Raw genomic sequence first — 19,509 nt, forward strand, 5'->3', positions numbered from 1 at the left:
GGCATCATTCGACAACATTTGCGAAATGGGGAGGCTATCACAATGAAACATATTTTGTTTGTATGTACAGGGAATACGTGCCGCAGCCCCATGGCGGAGGGGCTTTTACGCAAGCTGGCTTCAGAACGGGGCATTCAGGTAGAGGTTCGTTCTGCTGGTGTAGCAGCAACAACCGGTATGCCGATTTCCCGTCATGCCGAAGCCGTATTAAGAGATCATCAAGTGGAGGGACCTGCACATTCCACGCAGCTTAGTGCGAGCCTCATTGGATGGGCCGATCTGATCCTTACATTGACGCGAAGCCACAAGCAGCATGTAATGCAGGTTTTCCCGGATTCGGTCCACAAGACGTATACCCTGAAAGAGTATGTGGAAAATGATGAGCAGGTTCTGAATGATCTTCAGGAACTGGACAGCCTGTTTGCGACACTGGAGCTGAAACGTGCACTGGGTCAGGAGATTCTGGCGTCAGAGCGTGAGCGCGTGATTGAGATCCGCCAACGCATTCCGAGCTTTGATATATCCGACCCGTTCGGCGGCAGTCGTGACGATTATAATATAGCTGCGGCAGAGATCAGGACCGCACTGGATCGGCTTCTGGACAAGTTGGGATAAACCGGTGCTGTGCGGGGAAATGTAATTGGGCGGTAACGATCGAATCTTAAGACTCCGTTTCCTATGAAAAAAACGAACATGTGGTGTAAAATACCCGTTGATTTTAGACGCAGGTTGTTTTATGATGAAGGGGAAAACAGGGATCCGGTGTAACTGGCGACGAAGTGGGCACAACCACAATGGAGCACCGGAACAAACGGCCGGTCGCCTGGGCAAAAGAGCAATTCTGCGGTACCCGCAGACTGCTCTTTTTTTCGTCTTTCATCTGATTATTCGCTATAATAGTACCTGAAATGCCGTGCATGAATACAAAATCGGGCAGCCGTGAGGAAGTCAGGCATGATTTTATCGGGAGGCGATAGGATGACTATTGAGTTAGATTCGGAACAACCCGGATTGCAGGAACAGACCGCATCCATTCTGCGAGAACTGGCACATGCCGGACAGCTTGGGCCTGGACAGATCGTGGTAATCGGTACAAGTACAAGTGAAGTCGCAGGCCAGAAAATTGGTACAAGTGGTGCGATTGAAGTGGCACAGCAGCTTCTTGCGGGTATCCGCGAGGTGCAGCAGGAATTTGGCTTCGAGCCTGTGTTCCAGTGCTGTGAACATTTAAACCGTGCGCTGGTGATGGAGCGTTCTTTGCTCACACGTCTTGGTTTGACCGAGGTGGGGGCCGTACCCGTTCCCAAGGCAGGCGGTTCCATGGCATCCGCAGCATATCGCTCGCTGAGTGATCCCTGCCTGGCCGAACATGTGCAGGCTCACGCGGGAATGGATATTGGGGAAACGATGATTGGCATGCATTTACGGCATGTGGCAGTCCCGTTCCGTACAGCACTTCGCTACATCGGGGAAGCCCGTGTAACGACAGCCTTGACCCGTCCGAAGTTGATTGGCGGCGAACGCGCGGTGTATCGTATGGAAGAGCAACCAGATTCGACATTTTGCGACTAAAATCTTCAACCAACTATAAAGCGAAACTGAAAGGTTACACTCCTAACTCCGATTGCAAAACCATCTTCCGATCGCTGTTATCCCCAGATTTTTTTGAATCCCCTTTAAAGGGGAAATCCGGTGATAAAGGGGAAATCCGGTGATAAAGGCGAACACTTCGTTTCTCTAGATTGGTCCTGCACTCTCCGTTTTCGTGTAAACATTAATTTCGCTTTATAACTTCACTTATACCTGGGAGGAATTTAAACATGGAACAATTGCGCAAGAATGACCCTGCAGTACTAGAAGCGATGAATCTTGAACTGAAACGTCAACAGAACAACATTGAGCTGATTGCATCCGAGAACATCGTAAGTGAAGCGGTAATTGAGGCACTTGGATCTGTACTGACGAACAAGTACGCTGAAGGATACCCAGGCAAACGTTATTATGGTGGCTGCGAGCACGTGGATGTCGTGGAAGATATCGCACGTGACCGCGCGAAGGAGCTGTTTGGTGCTGAGCATGTGAACGTGCAGCCTCACTCCGGAGCACAAGCGAATATGGCAGTGTACCTTGCAGCCCTGAAACCTGGCGACACGGTACTGGGCATGAACCTTGCTCATGGTGGACACCTGACTCACGGCAGCCCGGTGAATGCATCCGGTTTGCTGTACAATTTCGTGGCTTATGGCGTACAGGAAGATACGTTCCTGATCGATTATGATGAAGTGCGCAAAGCGGCATTTAAGCATCGCCCTCGTCTGATCGTTGCAGGTGCAAGCGCATATCCGCGTACCATTGATTTTGAAAAACTGGCTTCCATCGCCAATGACGTAGGCGCATTGTTCATGGTGGACATGGCCCACATTGCAGGACTGGTTGCAGCCGGATTGCATCCGAGCCCGGTTCCACATGCTCATTTTGTAACAACAACAACACACAAAACGCTGCGCGGACCTCGTGGTGGTATGATTCTGTGCCGCAAATCCTGGGCAGCCGCGATTGATAAAGCCGTATTCCCGGGTTCCCAAGGCGGACCTTTGATGCACGTTATTGCTTCCAAAGCGGTAGCATTGGGTGAGGCGCTGCAGCCTTCATTCAAAACATACGCACAGAACGTAGTGAAGAATGCTCAGGTATTGGCAGAAACATTGATTGCCGAAGGATTGAACATCGTATCCGGGGGTACAGACAACCACCTGATGCTGATCGACACACGCAGCGTGAACATCACAGGTAAGGAAGCCGAGCATGTCCTCGACTCCATCGGTATTACCGTGAACAAAAATGCAATTCCATTTGATCCTACCAGCCCGTTTGTAACCAGTGGTATTCGTATTGGTACCCCGGCAGCCACTTCCCGTGGTATGAACGAAGAGGCTATGGTTGCCATTGGTAAAATCATTGCCAAAACATTGAAAAATCCGAAAGATACAGCGAAGCTGGATGAAGCTCGTGCAGAAGTAACGGCACTTACGGACCAATTTCCGCTGTACACTGATCTGAAATACTAGTCCATTCACCAATGGAAACAACCCACATCTAGAGCAAAAAGGACCGGAACATGCCAAGTTTCCGGTCCTATTTTTATAGTATTCGGTTTTCTGTAATGATTACATGTCCTTTGATGGTGTAATTCGGTGTAGGTGATGATATAATATACAGGATTTATCGGGCCTATGAATGATGATTAGGCATTATTGGAAATGCTGAACATGAAGAACTTACCGGAGGGACAAATTAGATGGGAAAATTAGTAATATGTGATCACCCTTTGATTCAACACAAACTGACGTTTATACGCGATATGCGTACGAATACGAAAGATTTTCGAGAATTGGTGGATGAAGTAGCAACGTTGATGGCTTATGAGATTACAAGAGATGTTGAACTGGAGACGATTGATGTACAAACTCCTGTAGCTGAAACACAAGGCAAAGTCATTTCCGGACGTATGCTCGGACTGGTGCCGATTCTGCGTGCAGGACTCGGAATGCTCGATGGCGTTGTGAAATTGTTGCCAGCTGCAAAAGTTGGACATGTCGGTCTGTTCCGTGATCCGGAAACACTGCAACCGGTAGAATACTACACCAAACTGCCTACAGACGTGACAGAGCGCCAATTGATTGTGATTGATCCGATGCTGGCAACTGGTGGTTCGGCCATTGCTGCTATTGACGTGTTGAAAAAACGCGGCTGCACTCAAATCAAAATGATGAACCTTGTTGCAGCTCCTGAGGGTGTTAAAGCAGTTCAGGATGCACATCCCGATGTGGACATCTACGTGGCCGCACTGGACGACCGTCTGGATGATCACGGTTATATCGTTCCCGGACTGGGAGATGCAGGAGACCGTCTGTACGGCACTAAATAAGCATGCTGCATGCTGAATAGAAAAGGGGCTTTGTTTTAATGTCCAACAAAATTAAAGTCATGACGATATTCGGAGTTCGTCCGGAAGCCATCAAGATGGCTCCGCTTATTTTGGAACTTCAGAAACATCCCGAATCTATCGAATCCATCGTCTGTGTGACCGCACAGCATCGTCAAATGCTGGATCAGGTTCTTGAGGTGTTTAACATTCAACCGGACTATGATCTGGACGTCATGAAAGATCGTCAGACGTTGAATGAAATTACGATTCGTGTGCTTGGAGGCTTGGAGCCTGTTCTGCGCGAAGCGAAACCCGATATCGTGCTTGTTCACGGGGATACGCTGACTACGTTTGTAGCCAGCTATGCTGCGTTTCTGCAGCAGATTCAGGTGGGTCATGTGGAAGCCGGTCTTCGTACATGGAACAAGCTGTCTCCATACCCGGAAGAGATGAACCGTCAGTTAACCGGTGTGCTTGCAGACCTGCATTTTGCACCGACGGATTGGTCTTTCTCCAACCTTGCCAAAGAAAATAAACCGGAGTCTAGTACGTATGTCACAGGCAACACGGTAACAGATGTGTTTCAATATACAGTACGGCAGGATTACACACATCCGGTACTTGAATGGGCACAGGGCAAACGTCTTGTGCTGATGACCGCTCACCGCCGTGAATCCCAGGGCGAGCCTCACCGCAACATTTTCCAGGCCGTCAAACGGATTGCCGACGAGTTCGAAGATATTGCCATCGTGTATCCGGTGCATCCAAGTCCTGCTGTGAAGGAGCCGGCTCACGCGATTTTGGGGAATCATCCCCGTATTCAATTGATTGATCCACTAGACGTGGTGGATTTGCATAATTTTTACCCCCATACTCACTTGATTTTGACGGATTCAGGCGGCTTGCAGGAAGAAGCGCCGTCGTTTGGTGTGCCAGTGCTCGTTCTGCGGGATACCACGGAGCGCCCGGAAGGCATTGAAGCCGGAACGTTAGAGCTGGTGGGTACGGATGAGGAACGTGTATATGAGCGGACCAGAGCTCTGCTTACAGACGAAACACTGTATGCAAGCATGAGTCAAGCTGCCAATCCATACGGTGATGGACATGCTTCGGAAAGAATTGTCAATGCAATTTTGCACCATTTTGGCGTAAATAATGAACGTCCGGAATCATTTCACAGAAAATTCAAAAAATAATTCGTTTTTTCTGACTGAATTCCAAAGGGTACAGCATACAGTTAAACTGTACGGTTTACGCGGGTTTATGGGCTCCCGGGGGCCTGTAAACCTGCCGTTTTACCCTTTAAAACGCTAAAATCAATCAATTGACAAAGGCTCTCATCATTCAGTAAAATTAACTGGGATTGCAAGGGTGGCGTGGAAAATGGCCGATTCGAACAAACCAAATTCATCCCGTAACCATGACGATAACGTATGGAAAGCGATGGGGCTCGTGACAGCATTTGGGATCGAGATTGCCATTCTCGCTGTTGCCGGATATTACGCTGGCTCCTGGTTGGACAAGACCATTGGAGGTAACGGAATATGGATCGCCGTAAGCGTTCTCTTTTTTCTGGCTGCAGGCGGTGTAAGCATCTACTTTATCGCTAAAAAATTCATGGGGGACAGTGATGAGTGAACTAACCAGATACCGCAGATGGATGACTGTTTTCATCATGTACTTTCTTATGATTTGTTTTCTCGCAGCGGCCTTTATGCCACGTGTGGAGACAATTGCTTTGGGACTGGCCCTGGGTACGGGAATTAGCTGGATCAATGCATTTTACCTGGGCTACAAAGTAAGGAAAATGTCTGATGATGCGGCAGAAGGTAACTTGAAGCGTGTGAACCTGGGATTTTTGACAAGAGCGGCACTCGCTGTGCTCGGTATATTCATATCGATGCGCTTTCCGCAGTACTTCAATACATACGCGGTTGCAGGCGGTCTGGTCATTGCGCAATTTTCCTTACTGATTATAGGGATCGTCTATTCCCGCAGAGCAGAGTGAAGTTAGGTGCTGCAGCTTTCAAGTCGAGAAAGGGGTGAGAAAAATATGCATGAAGCTCCAATTATTATGCTTGGCGGATTTCGATTGGATCTATCGGTTGTGTTGATGCTTGTTGTTACAGGTGCCCTCGTTTTTATCTTTGCTGTCCTGGCTACACGGAGATTGTCCGTTGAAAACCCCGGCAAGCTGCAAAATTTTATGGAGTGGGCAGTAGAATTCGTCCGCAATCTGATTTCCAGTACGATGGATATGAAGAAAGGGAAACATTTTATCTCTCTCGCTCTTTCCATGATTATGTTCATCTTTGTCGGTAACATGTTGGGTCTTCCGTTTCAGGCGGTAACCTCAGTGGATAGCGCAGAACATGCGCAGGTGTTCGGTCAGCCGATCGTTACAGCGGTTGATGCGTTTGAAGAAGCGCATGCCAAGGACCCTGAAGCACATCCGCACGTTGAACTGGCCTGGTGGAAATCACCTACCGCTGATTTATCGGTAACGATGGGACTGGCGCTTGTAGCGTTCATGGTATCTCATGGACTTGGATTGTTCCGCAACACGAGAGGATATCTCAAACACTACCTTCAGCCTTTCGCCTTGTTCTTGCCCATCAACTTGATTGAGACGGCATCCAAGCTGCTGACACACGGTATGCGTCTATTCGCGAATATCTTCGCGGGTGAGGTATTGATCACAACAATCCTGAAGCTGACCACGTTCAAAGTGTTTGGTGCAATTGCTGCCATTCCGTTGCTGATGGTGTGGCAAGGCTTCAGTATCTTTATCGGTGCGATCCAGGCATTTGTTTTTGTAATCTTGATGATGGTGTACATTTCACAGAGCATCGAGACGCACGACGAACATTAAGTTCCAAGCCCTACGAAGATTTCTTCACCAGGCTGAACAATAAAAAATTCGATTTATCATTTTAAGGAGGATATACAAATGGGAGCAATGGCATTAATCGCAGCAGCAATTGTTGCAGGACTGGGCGCGTTTGGCGCAGGTATCGGTAACGGTATGGTAATCAGCAAGACAGTAGAAGGAATTGCCCGTCAACCGGAAGCAAAATCCACTCTTCAAACAACAATGTTTATCGGGGTAGGTCTGATCGAGGTATTGCCGATCATCGGTGTGGTACTCGCGTTCATGTTCTACGGTATGGCTTAATTAAATTGATAAGGTTTGGCGGGGAAGGCCATAGCCATCCGCGCCTTCTTTTTAGGTAATGTCCGTACTTGCGGATGAACGTTTCAAGGATACCTCCAGGAAGGAGTGAACAGATTGAGTTTCGTATGGGAAAATACGCTTCTTGCGATTATCGCATTTGCAATTTTATATTGGCTGCTTAGTCGTTATGCTTTCGGTCCTTTGTTCTCCATCATGGAAAAACGTCGTGAACTCGTGCTGACGCAGATGAATGAGGCTGCTCAGACTCGGGAACAGGCCATTGCCTATGTGGAGGAGCAAAAACAAGCTCTGGAGCAAGCGCGCAAAGAAGCTCACGACATCATTGAACAGTCCAAACAAACGGGCGGCAAACAGGCTGAATCCATTCTGGCTGATGCAAAAGCTGAAGCTAATCGTCTGAAAGACGATGCGGTACGTGAAATTGAAAGCGAGAAGAACAAAGCAGTTGCAGCCCTTCGCAGCGAACTGGGTACAGCTTCCGTTCAGATTGCTTCCAAGTTGATCAAAAAAGAAGTTGAGAACGGTCCTGCACAAGAGGAGCTTGTGAACCAATACCTCAATGAGGTAGGGGGCCGACAATGAGCCGCGATACGATTGTTGCCAAGCGTTATGCGAAAGCATTGTTCGAAGTAGCTCTCCAGCAGCAGCAGGTGCTTGAAGTTGAACAGGAACTGCGTGCGGTTGTCAGCGGTTTGACCGGGGATTCCGAGATCATCAAGTTTATCGTATCTCCGAACATCTCTGACGAAGCCAAGCGGAACGTGCTTCATGCAAGCCTTGACGGCAAAGTGTCCGAACCTGTCCTGCGCACTGTTCTGCTCCTGATCGAGCGTGGTCGCGTTGAACTGCTGGAAGCTCTGCTGAGTGATTATCTGAAGATCGAGGGCGATTCGCTCGGCATTGCTGATGCGCGCGTTTACTCGACTTATGCACTGAAAGATGAAGAAAAAGAAGCGGTAGCCCGTGAATTCGGTGGCCGTGTGAATAAAAAGATTCGTATCGAGAACATTGTCGATCCGACTCTGCTGGGCGGATTGAAAGTCGCCATTGGCGATACGATCTATGACGGCAGCTTGGCTGGCAAGCTCGAACGTCTTGAGCAGTCTTTTAACAGACGAGTACAGTAGATTGGGGTGAGGACACTTGAGTATCAAACCAGAAGAAATCAGTACATTAATTAAGAGCCAGATCGAACAATACAAGAACGATATCGATGTAGTCGAAGTCGGGACGGTTATTGAGGTCGGTGACGGTATCGCCCGTGTATACGGACTTGAGAATGTCATGTCCAACGAGTTGGTTGAATTCCCAAGCGGTGTTATGGGCCTCGCCATGAACGTGGAAGAGAGCAATGTCGGTGTCGTTATCCTGGGACCGTACTCTGACATCCGTGAAGGCGATCAGGTAAAACGTACAGGTCAAATCATGCAAGTGCCAGTTGGCGAAGCATTGATTGGACGCGTTGTGAACCCGCTCGGTATTCCAGTGGATGGCAAAGGGCCAATCGCTACAACGGAATTCCGTCCGGTTGAAGGTAAAGCACCAGGCGTAATGGATCGTAAATCGGTTCATGAGCCGATGCAAACAGGAATCAAAGCGATTGATGCGATGGTTCCAATCGGTCGTGGACAACGTGAGTTGATCATCGGTGACCGTCAAACAGGTAAAACATCGATCGCAATCGATGCGATCCTGAACCAAAAAGGCAGCGGCATGAAATGTATCTATGTTGCTATCGGTCAAAAACAATCTACAGTTGCTCAAGTTGTGGAAACCCTTCGTCGTAAAGGCGCAATGGAGTACACAATCGTTGTAACTGCAGCAGCATCCGACCCATCCCCACTCTTGTACATCGCACCGTATTCCGGTTGTTCGATGGGTGAGTACTTCATGTACAAAGGCGAGCACGTGCTGGTTATCTATGATGACTTGACCAAACAAGCGGCTGCATACCGTGAGCTTTCCTTGCTGCTTCGTCGTCCTCCGGGCCGTGAAGCTTACCCGGGTGACGTCTTCTATCTGCACTCCCGTTTGCTGGAGCGTGCAGCGAAGCTGAATGATGAACTTGGTGGTGGTTCTTTAACCGCTCTGCCATTCATTGAAACACAGGCTTCTGACGTATCTGCCTACATTCCAACGAACGTAATCTCCATCACGGACGGACAAATCTTCTTGGAAGCCGACTTGTTCAATGCTGGACAACGCCCGGCGATCAACGTAGGTATTTCCGTATCCCGTGTCGGTGGTTCTGCTCAGATCAAAGCGATGAAAAAGGTTGCAGGTTCCCTGCGTCTCGACCTCGCTCAATATCGTGAGCTTCAAGCGTTCTCCCAGTTCGGTTCCGATCTGGACAAAGCCACTCAGGCCCGCCTGAATCGTGGTGCGCGCATGATGGAAATCCTGAAACAGGGTGTAAACCAGCCTCTGCCTGTTGAACAGCAGGTTGTGAGCTTGTATACAGCGGTTAAAGGTTTCCTGGATGAAATTCCAACTGGTGACGTTACTCGTTTCGAGCGTGAGTTCCTCGCGTTCATGGAGAGCAGCCATCCGGAAATTCTCGGGTCCATCCGTGATACAAAAGAATTGACTGCAGACAACGAAAATGCGCTGAAAGGCGCAATCGAGAAGTTCAGAAAGAGCTTTGCTGTCTCTGTCTAAATAGATGATTGCAGCTGCGGAGTTGTTAAACCGATTCCGCATGTCTGCATGTAAAACTTTGACCCCGTCAAAGTAAGATGATGCTTACGAAGTAGTTTTGACTACGTCAAAACTAGCTTATGCTTACGAAGTAACTTTGGCTCGCCAAAGTAAAGTTTGGGCTTACGAAGTAGTTTTGACTACGTCAAAACTTGAAGGTGGTGAAATCATGGCAAAAGGCATGCGCGAAATTAAGCGGCAAATTAAAAGCGTACAAAGCACCAAGCAGATCACCAAAGCAATGGAGATGGTTGCAGCTGCAAAACTGCGCAAAGCGCAGGAAAAAGCGGAGGCAGCCCGTCCTTATTCGGAGAAACTGAAAGAAGTTGTGGCTAGTATTGCATCAAGCACGCAAGGAATCCAGCATCCGATGCTCGAGAGCCGTCCGGTCAAAAAGACAGCTTATCTGATCATTACATCGGACCGTGGACTTGCAGGTGGATACAATGCGAATATTTTGCGTCAGGTTAATCTGACGCTGAAAGAGCGACATAACTCTCAGAATGACTACGAGTTGTTCGTTATCGGACGTAAGGGACGCGATTATTTCAAACGGCGTGAAATTGCGATGGCTTCCACGACTACGGATCTGTCGGATTCGCCTTCATTTGCAGATATCAAATCCATCGCACACGAAGCTGTTCGTGGGTTTGAACTGGCTGAATTTGATGAATTGTACATTTGTTATAACCGCTTTGTAAATGCGTTGACCCAGATTCCTACGGTAGAACGTCTTCTTCCAATGGAAACACCTGAGGTATCTGCTGCGGAAGGACCAACTGCAAGCTACGAGTACGAACCGTCAGCTGAAGCTGTACTGGAAGTTCTGCTTCCGCGTTATGCGGAAACACTGATCTATGGTGCACTTCTGAACGGTAAGGCGAGCGAGCTGGGTGCGAAAATGACGGCGATGGGCAATGCAACCAAAAATGCATCCAAACTCATCAACGATTTGTCATTGACTTATAACCGTGCCCGTCAAGCAGCGATCACGCAGGAGATTACGGAAATTGTGGCAGGTGCCAACGCAGCACAAGGCTAACCGTTTTTTATTTAATGAAGGCTTGCACTGCAAAGATAAGCGAACGGAACATTATTTTTGTCAAAGTAGCAGGCTTGTAGGAGGGGAACGTTAAGATGAACAAAGGACGCGTTGTGAGCATCATGGGTCCGGTTGTTGACGTCGAGTTTGATCGCGGCGGTCTGCCGGAAATCCTCAATGCCATTACGATCACTACAGTAACCGAAAGCGGCGTAAGTGTAAGTCTTACACTCGAAGCTTCGAAACATCTGGGTGACAACCGGGTACGTTGTATCGCGATGTCCTCCACGGACGGTCTCGTACGTGGTATGGAAGCCGTAGATACAGGGGCTCCAATCTCTGTACCTGTTGGGGAAGCGACACTGGGTCGTGTATTTAACGTACTCGGCGAAGCGATTGATACTGGCGGTACGGTAGCTGCTGAACATAAAAACCCGATTCACCGCTCTGCTCCTGCATTCGATGAACTGACTACCCAAGCAGAAATGCTGGAGACGGGTATCAAAGTTATCGACTTGCTGGCTCCTTACGCCAAAGGTGGTAAAATCGGTTTGTTCGGTGGTGCCGGTGTAGGTAAAACCGTTACGATTCAAGAATTGATCAACAACATTGCGCAAGAGCACGGCGGTATCTCCGTATTTGCGGGTGTTGGTGAGCGTACACGTGAAGGTAATGACTTGTATCACGAGATGAGTGATTCCGGCGTTATCAACAAAACAGCAATGGTCTTCGGACAAATGAACGAGCCTCCAGGCGCACGTCTTCGTGTAGCCCTCACAGGTCTGACGATGGCGGAATACTTCCGCGATGAAGAAGGCCGTGACGTGTTGCTCTTTATCGATAACATCTTCCGTTTCACCCAAGCGGGTTCAGAAGTATCTGCCTTGCTCGGACGTATGCCTTCCGCGGTAGGTTATCAGCCTACGCTGGCAACAGAAATGGGTCAATTGCAAGAGCGTATCACTTCCACGAAAAAAGGATCGGTTACATCCATCCAGGCGATCTACGTACCTGCGGATGACTATACGGATCCGGCTCCTGCAACAACGTTTGCTCACTTGGATGCAACAACGAACCTGGAGCGTAAAATTTCCGAGATGGGTATCTACCCTGCGGTAGATCCGCTGGCATCCAGCTCCCGGATCTTGTCACCAGAAGTTGTAGGTGAAGAACACTACAGCGTTGCACAAGGCGTTAAACGCATTTTGGCGCGTTATAATGAACTGCAGGATATCATTGCTATCCTGGGTATGGACGAGCTGAGTGAAGAAGACAGAGCGCTCGTTTACCGTGCTCGTAAAATTCAACGTTTCTTGTCCCAGCCTTTCCACGTTGCTGAAGCATTTAACGGTATTCCGGGTAAATACGTTCCGGTTAAAGAAACGGTGCGCAGCTTTAAAGAAATTCTCGAAGGCAAGCATGACGATCTGCCGGAAGCAGCATTCCTCTTCGTGGGTACAATTGAAGAGGCAGTGGAGAAAGCCAAAACACTGGTATAATCTGAATCCAGGATTGTCCTTATGAAGCGAGCTATCCTTCGGATAGTTTCAGGAGGGATGGAATTGAGCACCTTTTTGTTGGAAATCGTAACACCTGAGCGTTTGGTCTATTCGGAGCAAGCGGATAGCATCATCGCTCGTGGTATTGAAGGGGAACTGGGGATCTTGCCAGGTCATATCCCTATGGTTACACCATTGCAGATTGCACCGATCGTTATCAAAAACGGAAAAGAGAACAAGCAGGTCGCTATAGGCGGCGGCTTTATCGAAGTCCGCAAAGATAAGGTGGTTGTGCTCGCAGAAAGTGCCGAATTCCCGGAAAACATCGATGTGGATCGTGCGCGTGCAGCGAAAGAGCGGGCAGAACGCCGTCTCAGCAGCCAAAGCAACCAGGACCACTTTGATCACCGCCGGGCAGAGATCGCTCTGCAAAAAGCGGTTAACCGGATCAACGTATACGGCAAATAAACGATCTAAGGAAGCCCGGCGGCTGATCTGCCGGGCTTTTTGCTTTGATTTCAAAAAGGTGAATCTTCCATATTAAATTTTAATGTTGAAATAATTAATGGATAATTCATGTAATTACCTCGCTATTTTTTGTAAATGACAATCACCGTTCCTGTGAAATGGAATATATTATAGGACTATAGTAGTGGTGATAGTTACCACTTATAGACCCATTTTTGACTAGAAGATTACTAATTATTTCCGAGGAAATGACAAGATCGATATCGAAATAGCGCTCTTTTATGTCGTTTTAGTCACAAAATCCCGGTGATTTAAAATTAAAATATTTTCAAAGTGGAAATCAATGTAATTGACAATGTATGATGAAAGAGCCTATATTCCATAGAGTCAGCAGAGAATGCAGCTGCGTAGATGAATTCCATGATCATTCACAGCCAGATGGTGCTGCTCGATGATTGGGCAACACGAAGACTCCCTATGTGGGGACTTCAGCAGTAACTCAGTCGTGTTGTGCGGGAACAAACCATCCTAAGGACTCCAAAACGGGGATGACAAGCAAAATTACGCTGATGGCTGCAACAAATGTGGAGGTAATGAATATATGGATATTGATCTGACAAATCAATTGAACCAGTCATTAAGCACGAATGGGCTAGTTTCGATTATCGTCTCACTGTTGTGTATAGCACTCGCATGGTGGGCTCTGCAAAACCTGAAGCTTGATCTGATCATCAGGCAGCCGAAGGGAGCCCAAGGAAGATTGCTGCATTTACTGCTCGCGATTATTCTGGGTCATGCGGTATCGGGGTTCGTTATTGATTATTTATCATGGACCCAAATGCTGCGTCATTTGTTTTAATGTTGAGATGGTTGGTTAATCATCTGTTAGGTTCTTCATGCAAGCGTATTGTCGAATAACATCGATTGATTGTGTCAACAATTAGAGTATGACTTGTCGGCCTAGAATTAAGAAAAATGTGTGACGTGTAATTGGTTGAATTTGAGATGTTTTATGTAAAAATGCTTGTATCGTACAATTCAACAATGTTATGATGGAAGTTAGGGAATTCACAATTGTTCACTTTAATATGAGGTTATAAACGGGATCCCCGGTATTTACCGGCTAATAATCATCCCAATCCGTCTGTCCTGATGTTTTGCTGACCTGTAGGGCTTAATTTACAAGTTTGCAGGCAACAGCACGGCAAGTGTTATCATCAATTTTGGATTATAAACCAATTCTTTTCTGAACAGACATCTAGGGCGTTTTTTGCCGGGTTATGTCGAAATTCCACACACAGCAACAGTCCTTGCTAACACAGAGGGCTTACGTACTCCGGAATGAAGAAAAGGGAATAAAAGCGCGGAGGGAACCATGATGAGCAAATTTATCGTCCGCGGTGGCAAAAGGTTGACCGGAAGTGTCAAAGTTAGCGGCGCTAAAAATTCTGTTCTTCCGATCATCGCTGCCTCTCTCTTAGGAGAAGAAGGACAAAGCGTTATTATTGACGCGCCTCCTCTAGACGATGTGATGACGATTAACAAGGTGTTGGAATCGCTGGGAGCGGGTGTTACATACCGGGACGAAGTGATTACCGTAAATGCGGAAAAACTTACTTCCTGCGAAGCCCCGTATGAATGGGTAAGTAAAATGCGGGCGTCTTTTCTGGTCATGGGGCCTTTATTGACGCGTATGGGTCATACAAGAATCTCACTTCCTGGTGGATGTGCCATCGGTACACGGCCAATTGATCAGCATTTGAAAGGTTTTGAAGCCATGGGTGCCGAGATCAGCTTGGGCCAAGGCTATATCGAAGCTCGCAGCCAAGGACGGTTGCGCGGTGCAAAAATTTATCTGGATGTAGCTTCTGTTGGAGCTACTCAAAATATTATGATGGCTGCAACTTTGGCTGACGGTGTAACCGTGCTCGAGAATGCGGCAAAAGAACCTGAAATCGTGGATCTGGCCAACTTCCTTAACGGAATGGGTGCCAAAGTCCGTGGCGCTGGTACAGGGGTTATTCGCATCGAGGGTGTGGAGAAACTTACTGGCGTGAAGCACACGGTAATCCCGGATCGGGTGGAAGCAGGTACTTACATGGCTGCTGCTGCAATTTCGGGTGGTGACGTGTACATCGAAGGTGCGATCTCCGATCATTTGGGGTCGGTTATTGCGAAGATGGAAGAGATGGGTGTTACCATCCTGCCGGATGAGAATGGTGTTCGTGTTATTGCGGATCGCCCGCTTAAGGCTGTGGATGTTAAAACATTACCATACCCTGGTTTCCCTACTGACATGCAGTCCCAGATGATGGCACTCTTGCTTGCATCTGAAGGAACCAGTGTTGTAACTGAGACGGTGTTTGAGAATCGCTTCATGCATGTGGATGAGTTCCAGTTGATGAATGCGGAGATCAAAGTGGAAGGCCGTTCGTCCATCATTACAGGCAATGCCAAACTGAAGGGTGCCAAAGTGACGGCTACTGATCTGCGTGCAGGTGCTGCACTCATCATTGCCGGTCTGGTTGCTGAAGGTACAACTGAAGTCGGCGGTGTTCATCACATCGACCGTGGCTATGTTCATCTGGCTGAGAAGCTGAATGGACTGGGAGCTGACATTTACCGTATTTCGGTTGAAGAACCGAAACTGGATGCAGCTAAGCCTGCCAACGAAAAAGCTGAGGAAGAAGTGCCAATGTTCAAGGTGCAACCGACTTGGGCCTAAATCATGAATCGCAAAAAGCTAAGCCATCTGGCTTGGCTTTTTTTGTGCTCTTTTTTTACATATAGTGCTATAAGAAAGGTAAGCTGAGATTCAGTACCTGATTCTATTAATAGCTGGTCCTAATGGAAGTGTATCGGATCAAATGCTGTATATATACATAAAAATGAAAGAACACATTTAGAGAATGCACTGCATGGTCTTGTCATGCAAAAAAGGCTGTAGAACAACGGTTTATTCACTATAGCAGAGCAATGTTAATCTAAGATTAAAAAGAGTTGCCCATGCTTCGTTTCTCTCAAATCAGGTTCTATCAGATCGGCACGGCTCATACCCTAAACTATGGATTTAAACAAAAGGACCATTATTTGACGGTCTATGTACAACGGAGGGTATGTCGAAATGAAAGAAGCTCGTGTGCAGGTTAAGGTACCCCTTGTCCCCCGTCCAATGATGGAGGAGTCGAATGAGACTTCAAATGCTGGAACGGAAAAAGACAAGCTAACCTCAATGGATATCAGTACCCCTTATGCAGAGAAAAGGAGATCGATCGGTCCAACCGAATCAGGAGCCCGGGGGGCAGAGCGTGAGTCAACAGGGCGTATTCATGTGCCCGTCATTGAGCTGGATCAGTTCCGCCGAGTTAAACGGCGCCGAATGCGTGCATTTGGCAGAAGTCGCAGATGGTCAAGCGGCTCCAAGCGCTGGCAGCCTGCTGCTGCCGTATCAGGCTTACTTGCGCTGGCACTCCTGATCCCGGCCATTCTGGTCTGGCCCCGGACGAATGATCCGGCAAAGCCGACTCCGGCCACACCAACGACAGGCAGCGTATCAACTCCAGCGCCTGCTCCGGCTGTACCCGTTACGTACCCTGAACCGAACGTCAGAGTTTATCTCTCTGCAACGGGAACTACCATGAATCTCCCGCTTGAGGAATATGTGACGGGTGTGGTTGCGGCGGAGATGCCTGCTGAGTTCAGGTTAGAGGCATTGAAAGCCCAGGCGATTGCAGCGCGTACCTTTATCGTCAGAAGGCTGGCGGCACATGATACCAGCGGTGTACCTTCAGGGGATGCAGATGTCACGGATACGGTCAACCACCAGGTGTTTCTGCCACCGGATCAGGTGAAGGATGAATGGACGCGGCTCGGGAAAGCAAAAGAGTGGGAGAAGTTACAGCAGGCCGTTCGCGAAAGCCGTGATGCGGTTATGACATATCAGGGCAAGGCCATTACCGCCTCCTTTTTCTCCACTAGCAACGGTTACACCGAAAACGCCGAAGATGTATGGGGCAATGTCGTGCCGTATTTGAAAAGTGTAGCGAGTCCGTGGGATAAGACATTGGCCCCGAAGTTTGAAGAAACGGTTACGATGAAGCGCAGTGAGATTCTTCAAAAGTTAAATCTGGATGCCAGTGCTATTCCGGTTACAGCCCAAGAGGGCGGCTCCTGGATGGAAGTGCTGTCTACAACAGAGGGCCACCGTATTAAGGAAATGCAGATCGCAGGCAAAACGTTCAGCGGACCAGAGGTTCGAAAGCTGCTTGGATTAAGATCCAGTCAATTCAGCTGGAAGGCAGAGGGCGATGAGATCCAAATCACAACCTACGGATATGGACATGGTGTGGGCATGAGCCAGTGGGGAGCAAACGGCATGGCACAGGAGGGACACACCGCAACTCAGATCCTGAAACACTACTATACAGGCATCTCGTTTGGACAGGCATCAAAGATGCTGGCCTCGAAATAAGAGATATCAATACGGATGAAGATGCGAATCAGTCTGAATTAATCCGGATAAATCCGAATGAATTCGAATGAATACGAATGTACACAGATGAGCAGGTTAGGTTGTGCCTTTTATACACCATTGACTCTAGCGAATCTGAGATACCTTATGAGGTATATCATGACGAATAGAAATTTTAACGAATCTCAGACGCGTTATATCAAGACATATCACGTAATTAAACCGATAATAGCGCCCAAAAGAGTAATTAGGGTGTCGACGATTCGTTAGAACTCCGAAGCTGTCAATTTGTCCCCAATAAGGCCACTTGGGTTCGTTAGAAATTTCCAATAATCTAATCTCGAGGTTGGATGGAACAGTCATTAGCGCCGCGGCCACGTAATCTCCCATCTCACTTTAATGAGCTTAGAGCGCAATGAATTGGTTTATCCAATGACATCACATCCCATATCATGTCGCTTCGCTTTCAGCCGATAAACTCACTTCATAGAAGGATTGGCCATTATAGCCAATCCCGGCCTCTCTACCAACCACCCATTCCGGAGCTTTTAAGACTTGGCTATATCAGTCTGAACCATAAGTTACACCGGAACGGAGAGTGCAGAAAAAACCAGTAGAAGCAAAGCTAAAAGCTTTCTGGAAGAAAGCTGCTTCGGAAGCATAAGCTTGCCTTTATCACCGGATTTCTCCCTTGGGAGAATATAATATGGAAATCCGGGGATAACAGCCGGTCGAAAGGTTGTTCTGCGCGCGGAGTGGCTCAGTGTAACTCCAATCGGCCTTATATAGCAGTCTTTGAAAGCTACGTGAAAATAATTAGAGTCGCGCGTGTATAAAAGAGTTGCACCCGGTAACACTTGTTACTGAGGTGATCAAGATGAATGAACAAAACAAAAAAACAGTCCAAGAAGAAACTCCTAAAACAACTCAAGGAGTACCGGCCAGCCAGCCCTCTTCATGGAAAAGAGCAATGTCCAAACGTTGGGTTTTCCCGGCAGCCTACATCGCAGCAGCAGGCATTATACTAACATTAGTGTGGGTCTATCAGGGTACAGGCGAGAAAACGCTGAACTCCGATCCTGCTAGTGGAGTAGTAGAGACGGGAGCATCGGGTACAGAGGAAACAGCAGTTGGTGGAGAAGAAAGTATGGAAGTTGTCGCCAAGTCGGAGAATTTTGCATGGCCAGTAGCAAGTCCGTCGGAAATTTCAGTTGTAAAACCGTTCTATGAGAACGAAGGTTCAACAGAAGAGCATGAAGCAGCGATGGTGCAGTACAACGATACGTTTATTCCAAACACAGGTGTGGACCTGGCACGTGGGGATAACAAATCGTTTGAAGTAAAAGCAGCACTCGGAGGTAAAGTGACACGGGTGGAGCAAAATCCGCTGACAGGTCAAGTTGTGGAAATCACGCACAGTGATAACCTCAAAACCGTATACCAAAGCCTGTCTGACGTCAAAGTGAAACAGGACGATGAAGTGAAACAGGGAGATGCGATTGCATCTGCTGGCGTAAACGAATTGGAAAAAACGCTTGGCAACCACCTGCACTTCGAAGTGTACGAAGACGGTCAGCCGGTTAACCCGCAAGGATATCTTCCGGAAAAATAAATGATTTTTAACGCAGGATAAAAGCAGCAGGGGGAAACTCCCTCTGCTCTTTTTTGTGCTTTTCTGAAATTATTGGGACCTTCGAAGCTTGTCACACCTCTAAACCGCGAATATATAGGCATGCTCCTCATATAATGTACCAAACTATCCACACAGTAGGGAGGCGGGAGCGTGCACGATTACATCAAGGAACGGACCATAAAAATAGGTCGCTGCATTGTCGAGACGAGGAATACGGTCCGTACCATTGCCAAAGAATTCGGCGTGTCAAAGAGTACTGTGCATAAGGATCTGACGGAGCGTCTGCCGGAAATCAACCCTGATCTTGCTGACCAGGTGAAACATATCCTGGAGTACCACAAATCCATCCGCCATTTGCGGGGCGGGGAAGCGACCAAAATCAAATACAAAAAAACAAGTGGTAAAAAACGTGAGGTGTTGGCTTCCGCTAAATCGTAACAACCGCGGAAAGACGTAGGTCAAAAAGCTCACACATGGATTGAATCCCTCCCCTGAAGTATGATATGTTAAAAGCTGGTACAGGATCGAATTATGACATCTTATCAGCCCGATTTTTACATATATCTGTTGCACTT

General features: G+C 47.9%; 20 protein-coding genes and 1 riboswitch. All 20 genes read left to right on the forward strand.

Features of this window, described 5'->3' with window-relative positions; genetic code table 11:
* The first annotated feature begins 42 nt into the window (after positions 1–42).
* The 20 genes from AAIH57_RS22220 (at position 43) to spoIIID (ending at position 19,372) form a co-directional block, all read left to right on the forward strand.
* Positions 43–615, forward strand: a complete 573-nt coding sequence (locus tag AAIH57_RS22220; protein ID WP_175396671.1) for a low molecular weight protein arginine phosphatase — start codon at positions 43–45, stop codon at positions 613–615.
* Between the two features lie 139 nt (positions 616–754).
* Positions 755–836: riboswitch (ZMP/ZTP riboswitch) on the forward strand.
* A 142-nt stretch (positions 837–978) separates the two neighbouring features.
* The gene (locus AAIH57_RS22225; RefSeq protein WP_175396670.1) at positions 979–1,572 is read left to right on the forward strand and encodes a TIGR01440 family protein; all 594 of its coding nucleotides are present in this window, start codon (positions 979–981) and stop codon (positions 1,570–1,572) included.
* A 248-nt stretch (positions 1,573–1,820) separates the two neighbouring features.
* Complete coding sequence (gene glyA, locus AAIH57_RS22230; protein ID WP_095291213.1) at positions 1,821–3,068, forward strand: serine hydroxymethyltransferase; 1,248 nt, start codon at positions 1,821–1,823, stop codon at positions 3,066–3,068.
* Between the two features lie 230 nt (positions 3,069–3,298).
* The gene (gene upp / locus AAIH57_RS22235) at positions 3,299–3,928 is read left to right on the forward strand and encodes a uracil phosphoribosyltransferase (RefSeq protein WP_053782842.1); all 630 of its coding nucleotides are present in this window, start codon (positions 3,299–3,301) and stop codon (positions 3,926–3,928) included.
* A gap of 38 nt (positions 3,929–3,966) precedes the next feature.
* Positions 3,967–5,124, forward strand: a complete 1,158-nt coding sequence (wecB, locus tag AAIH57_RS22240) for a non-hydrolyzing UDP-N-acetylglucosamine 2-epimerase (protein WP_413036179.1) — start codon at positions 3,967–3,969, stop codon at positions 5,122–5,124.
* A gap of 187 nt (positions 5,125–5,311) precedes the next feature.
* Positions 5,312–5,566 (forward strand): AtpZ/AtpI family protein, encoded by a 255-nt coding sequence (locus tag AAIH57_RS22245; protein WP_175396668.1) that lies wholly within the window; start codon positions 5,312–5,314, stop codon positions 5,564–5,566.
* Positions 5,559–5,936: an ATP synthase subunit I gene (locus AAIH57_RS22250; protein WP_095291219.1), complete on the forward strand. Its 378-nt coding sequence runs from the start codon at positions 5,559–5,561 to the stop codon at positions 5,934–5,936. Before AAIH57_RS22245 ends, AAIH57_RS22250 begins: the two co-directional genes overlap by 8 nt.
* Positions 5,937–5,981: 45 nt before the next feature.
* Positions 5,982–6,800 (forward strand): F0F1 ATP synthase subunit A, encoded by an 819-nt coding sequence (gene atpB, locus AAIH57_RS22255; RefSeq protein WP_430023023.1) that lies wholly within the window; start codon positions 5,982–5,984, stop codon positions 6,798–6,800.
* Between the two features lie 78 nt (positions 6,801–6,878).
* Positions 6,879–7,103 (forward strand): F0F1 ATP synthase subunit C, encoded by a 225-nt coding sequence (gene atpE, locus AAIH57_RS22260; protein ID WP_017691934.1) that lies wholly within the window; start codon positions 6,879–6,881, stop codon positions 7,101–7,103.
* A 114-nt stretch (positions 7,104–7,217) separates the two neighbouring features.
* Positions 7,218–7,706, forward strand: a complete 489-nt coding sequence (gene atpF, locus AAIH57_RS22265) for a F0F1 ATP synthase subunit B (protein WP_095291225.1) — start codon at positions 7,218–7,220, stop codon at positions 7,704–7,706.
* Positions 7,703–8,251 (forward strand): F0F1 ATP synthase subunit delta, encoded by a 549-nt coding sequence (locus AAIH57_RS22270; RefSeq protein WP_175396667.1) that lies wholly within the window; start codon positions 7,703–7,705, stop codon positions 8,249–8,251. The genes atpF and AAIH57_RS22270 overlap by 4 nt, the downstream gene beginning before the upstream one ends.
* Positions 8,252–8,267: 16 nt before the next feature.
* Positions 8,268–9,782 carry a F0F1 ATP synthase subunit alpha gene (gene atpA, locus AAIH57_RS22275; protein WP_175396666.1) on the forward strand — a complete coding sequence of 505 codons (1,515 nt, stop codon included), beginning with the start codon at positions 8,268–8,270 and terminating at the stop codon, positions 9,780–9,782.
* A 208-nt stretch (positions 9,783–9,990) separates the two neighbouring features.
* A complete protein-coding gene (gene atpG, locus AAIH57_RS22280) occupies positions 9,991–10,863 on the forward strand; it encodes an ATP synthase F1 subunit gamma (RefSeq protein WP_175396665.1) in 873 nt (290 codons plus the stop codon).
* A 95-nt stretch (positions 10,864–10,958) separates the two neighbouring features.
* Positions 10,959–12,362 (forward strand): F0F1 ATP synthase subunit beta, encoded by a 1,404-nt coding sequence (gene atpD / locus AAIH57_RS22285; RefSeq protein ID WP_175396664.1) that lies wholly within the window; start codon positions 10,959–10,961, stop codon positions 12,360–12,362.
* A 63-nt stretch (positions 12,363–12,425) separates the two neighbouring features.
* Positions 12,426–12,830: a F0F1 ATP synthase subunit epsilon gene (locus AAIH57_RS22290; RefSeq protein WP_413036175.1), complete on the forward strand. Its 405-nt coding sequence runs from the start codon at positions 12,426–12,428 to the stop codon at positions 12,828–12,830.
* A gap of 601 nt (positions 12,831–13,431) precedes the next feature.
* Positions 13,432–13,689, forward strand: coding sequence for a DUF1146 family protein (locus AAIH57_RS22295; protein ID WP_430023024.1), 258 nt, complete (start codon positions 13,432–13,434; stop codon positions 13,687–13,689).
* Between the two features lie 519 nt (positions 13,690–14,208).
* Complete coding sequence (gene murA / locus AAIH57_RS22300) at positions 14,209–15,555, forward strand: UDP-N-acetylglucosamine 1-carboxyvinyltransferase (protein ID WP_413036173.1); 1,347 nt, start codon at positions 14,209–14,211, stop codon at positions 15,553–15,555.
* 399 nt (positions 15,556–15,954) lie between these two features.
* Positions 15,955–17,301 (forward strand): stage II sporulation protein D, encoded by a 1,347-nt coding sequence (spoIID, locus tag AAIH57_RS22305; RefSeq protein WP_430023025.1) that lies wholly within the window; start codon positions 15,955–15,957, stop codon positions 17,299–17,301.
* An 877-nt stretch (positions 17,302–18,178) separates the two neighbouring features.
* Positions 18,179–18,913: a M23 family metallopeptidase gene (locus tag AAIH57_RS22310; RefSeq protein WP_175396660.1), complete on the forward strand. Its 735-nt coding sequence runs from the start codon at positions 18,179–18,181 to the stop codon at positions 18,911–18,913.
* A gap of 171 nt (positions 18,914–19,084) precedes the next feature.
* Positions 19,085–19,372: a sporulation transcriptional regulator SpoIIID gene (gene spoIIID / locus AAIH57_RS22315; protein WP_024632710.1), complete on the forward strand. Its 288-nt coding sequence runs from the start codon at positions 19,085–19,087 to the stop codon at positions 19,370–19,372.
* Positions 19,373–19,509 lie beyond the last annotated feature (137 nt).

Source organism: Paenibacillus sp. MABNR03, assembly GCF_050455445.1.
GTDB classification, from domain to species: Bacteria; Bacillota; Bacilli; order Paenibacillales; family Paenibacillaceae; genus Paenibacillus; species Paenibacillus xylanilyticus.

Coding starts and splice junctions, on each gene's coding strand:
- AAIH57_RS22220 (WP_175396671.1), top strand. CDS start 43: ATGAAACATATTTTGTTTGTATGTACAGGGAATACGTGCCGCAGCCCC.
- AAIH57_RS22225 (WP_175396670.1), top strand. CDS start 979: ATGACTATTGAGTTAGATTCGGAACAACCCGGATTGCAGGAACAGACC.
- glyA (WP_095291213.1), top strand. CDS start 1,821: ATGGAACAATTGCGCAAGAATGACCCTGCAGTACTAGAAGCGATGAAT.
- upp (WP_053782842.1), top strand. CDS start 3,299: ATGGGAAAATTAGTAATATGTGATCACCCTTTGATTCAACACAAACTG.
- wecB (WP_413036179.1), top strand. CDS start 3,967: ATGTCCAACAAAATTAAAGTCATGACGATATTCGGAGTTCGTCCGGAA.
- AAIH57_RS22245 (WP_175396668.1), top strand. CDS start 5,312: ATGGCCGATTCGAACAAACCAAATTCATCCCGTAACCATGACGATAAC.
- AAIH57_RS22250 (WP_095291219.1), top strand. CDS start 5,559: ATGAGTGAACTAACCAGATACCGCAGATGGATGACTGTTTTCATCATG.
- atpB (WP_430023023.1), top strand. CDS start 5,982: ATGCATGAAGCTCCAATTATTATGCTTGGCGGATTTCGATTGGATCTA.
- atpE (WP_017691934.1), top strand. CDS start 6,879: ATGGGAGCAATGGCATTAATCGCAGCAGCAATTGTTGCAGGACTGGGC.
- AAIH57_RS22270 (WP_175396667.1), top strand. CDS start 7,703: ATGAGCCGCGATACGATTGTTGCCAAGCGTTATGCGAAAGCATTGTTC.
- atpG (WP_175396665.1), top strand. CDS start 9,991: ATGGCAAAAGGCATGCGCGAAATTAAGCGGCAAATTAAAAGCGTACAA.
- atpD (WP_175396664.1), top strand. CDS start 10,959: ATGAACAAAGGACGCGTTGTGAGCATCATGGGTCCGGTTGTTGACGTC.
- AAIH57_RS22295 (WP_430023024.1), top strand. CDS start 13,432: ATGGATATTGATCTGACAAATCAATTGAACCAGTCATTAAGCACGAAT.
- murA (WP_413036173.1), top strand. CDS start 14,209: ATGAGCAAATTTATCGTCCGCGGTGGCAAAAGGTTGACCGGAAGTGTC.
- spoIID (WP_430023025.1), top strand. CDS start 15,955: ATGAAAGAAGCTCGTGTGCAGGTTAAGGTACCCCTTGTCCCCCGTCCA.
- AAIH57_RS22310 (WP_175396660.1), top strand. CDS start 18,179: ATGAATGAACAAAACAAAAAAACAGTCCAAGAAGAAACTCCTAAAACA.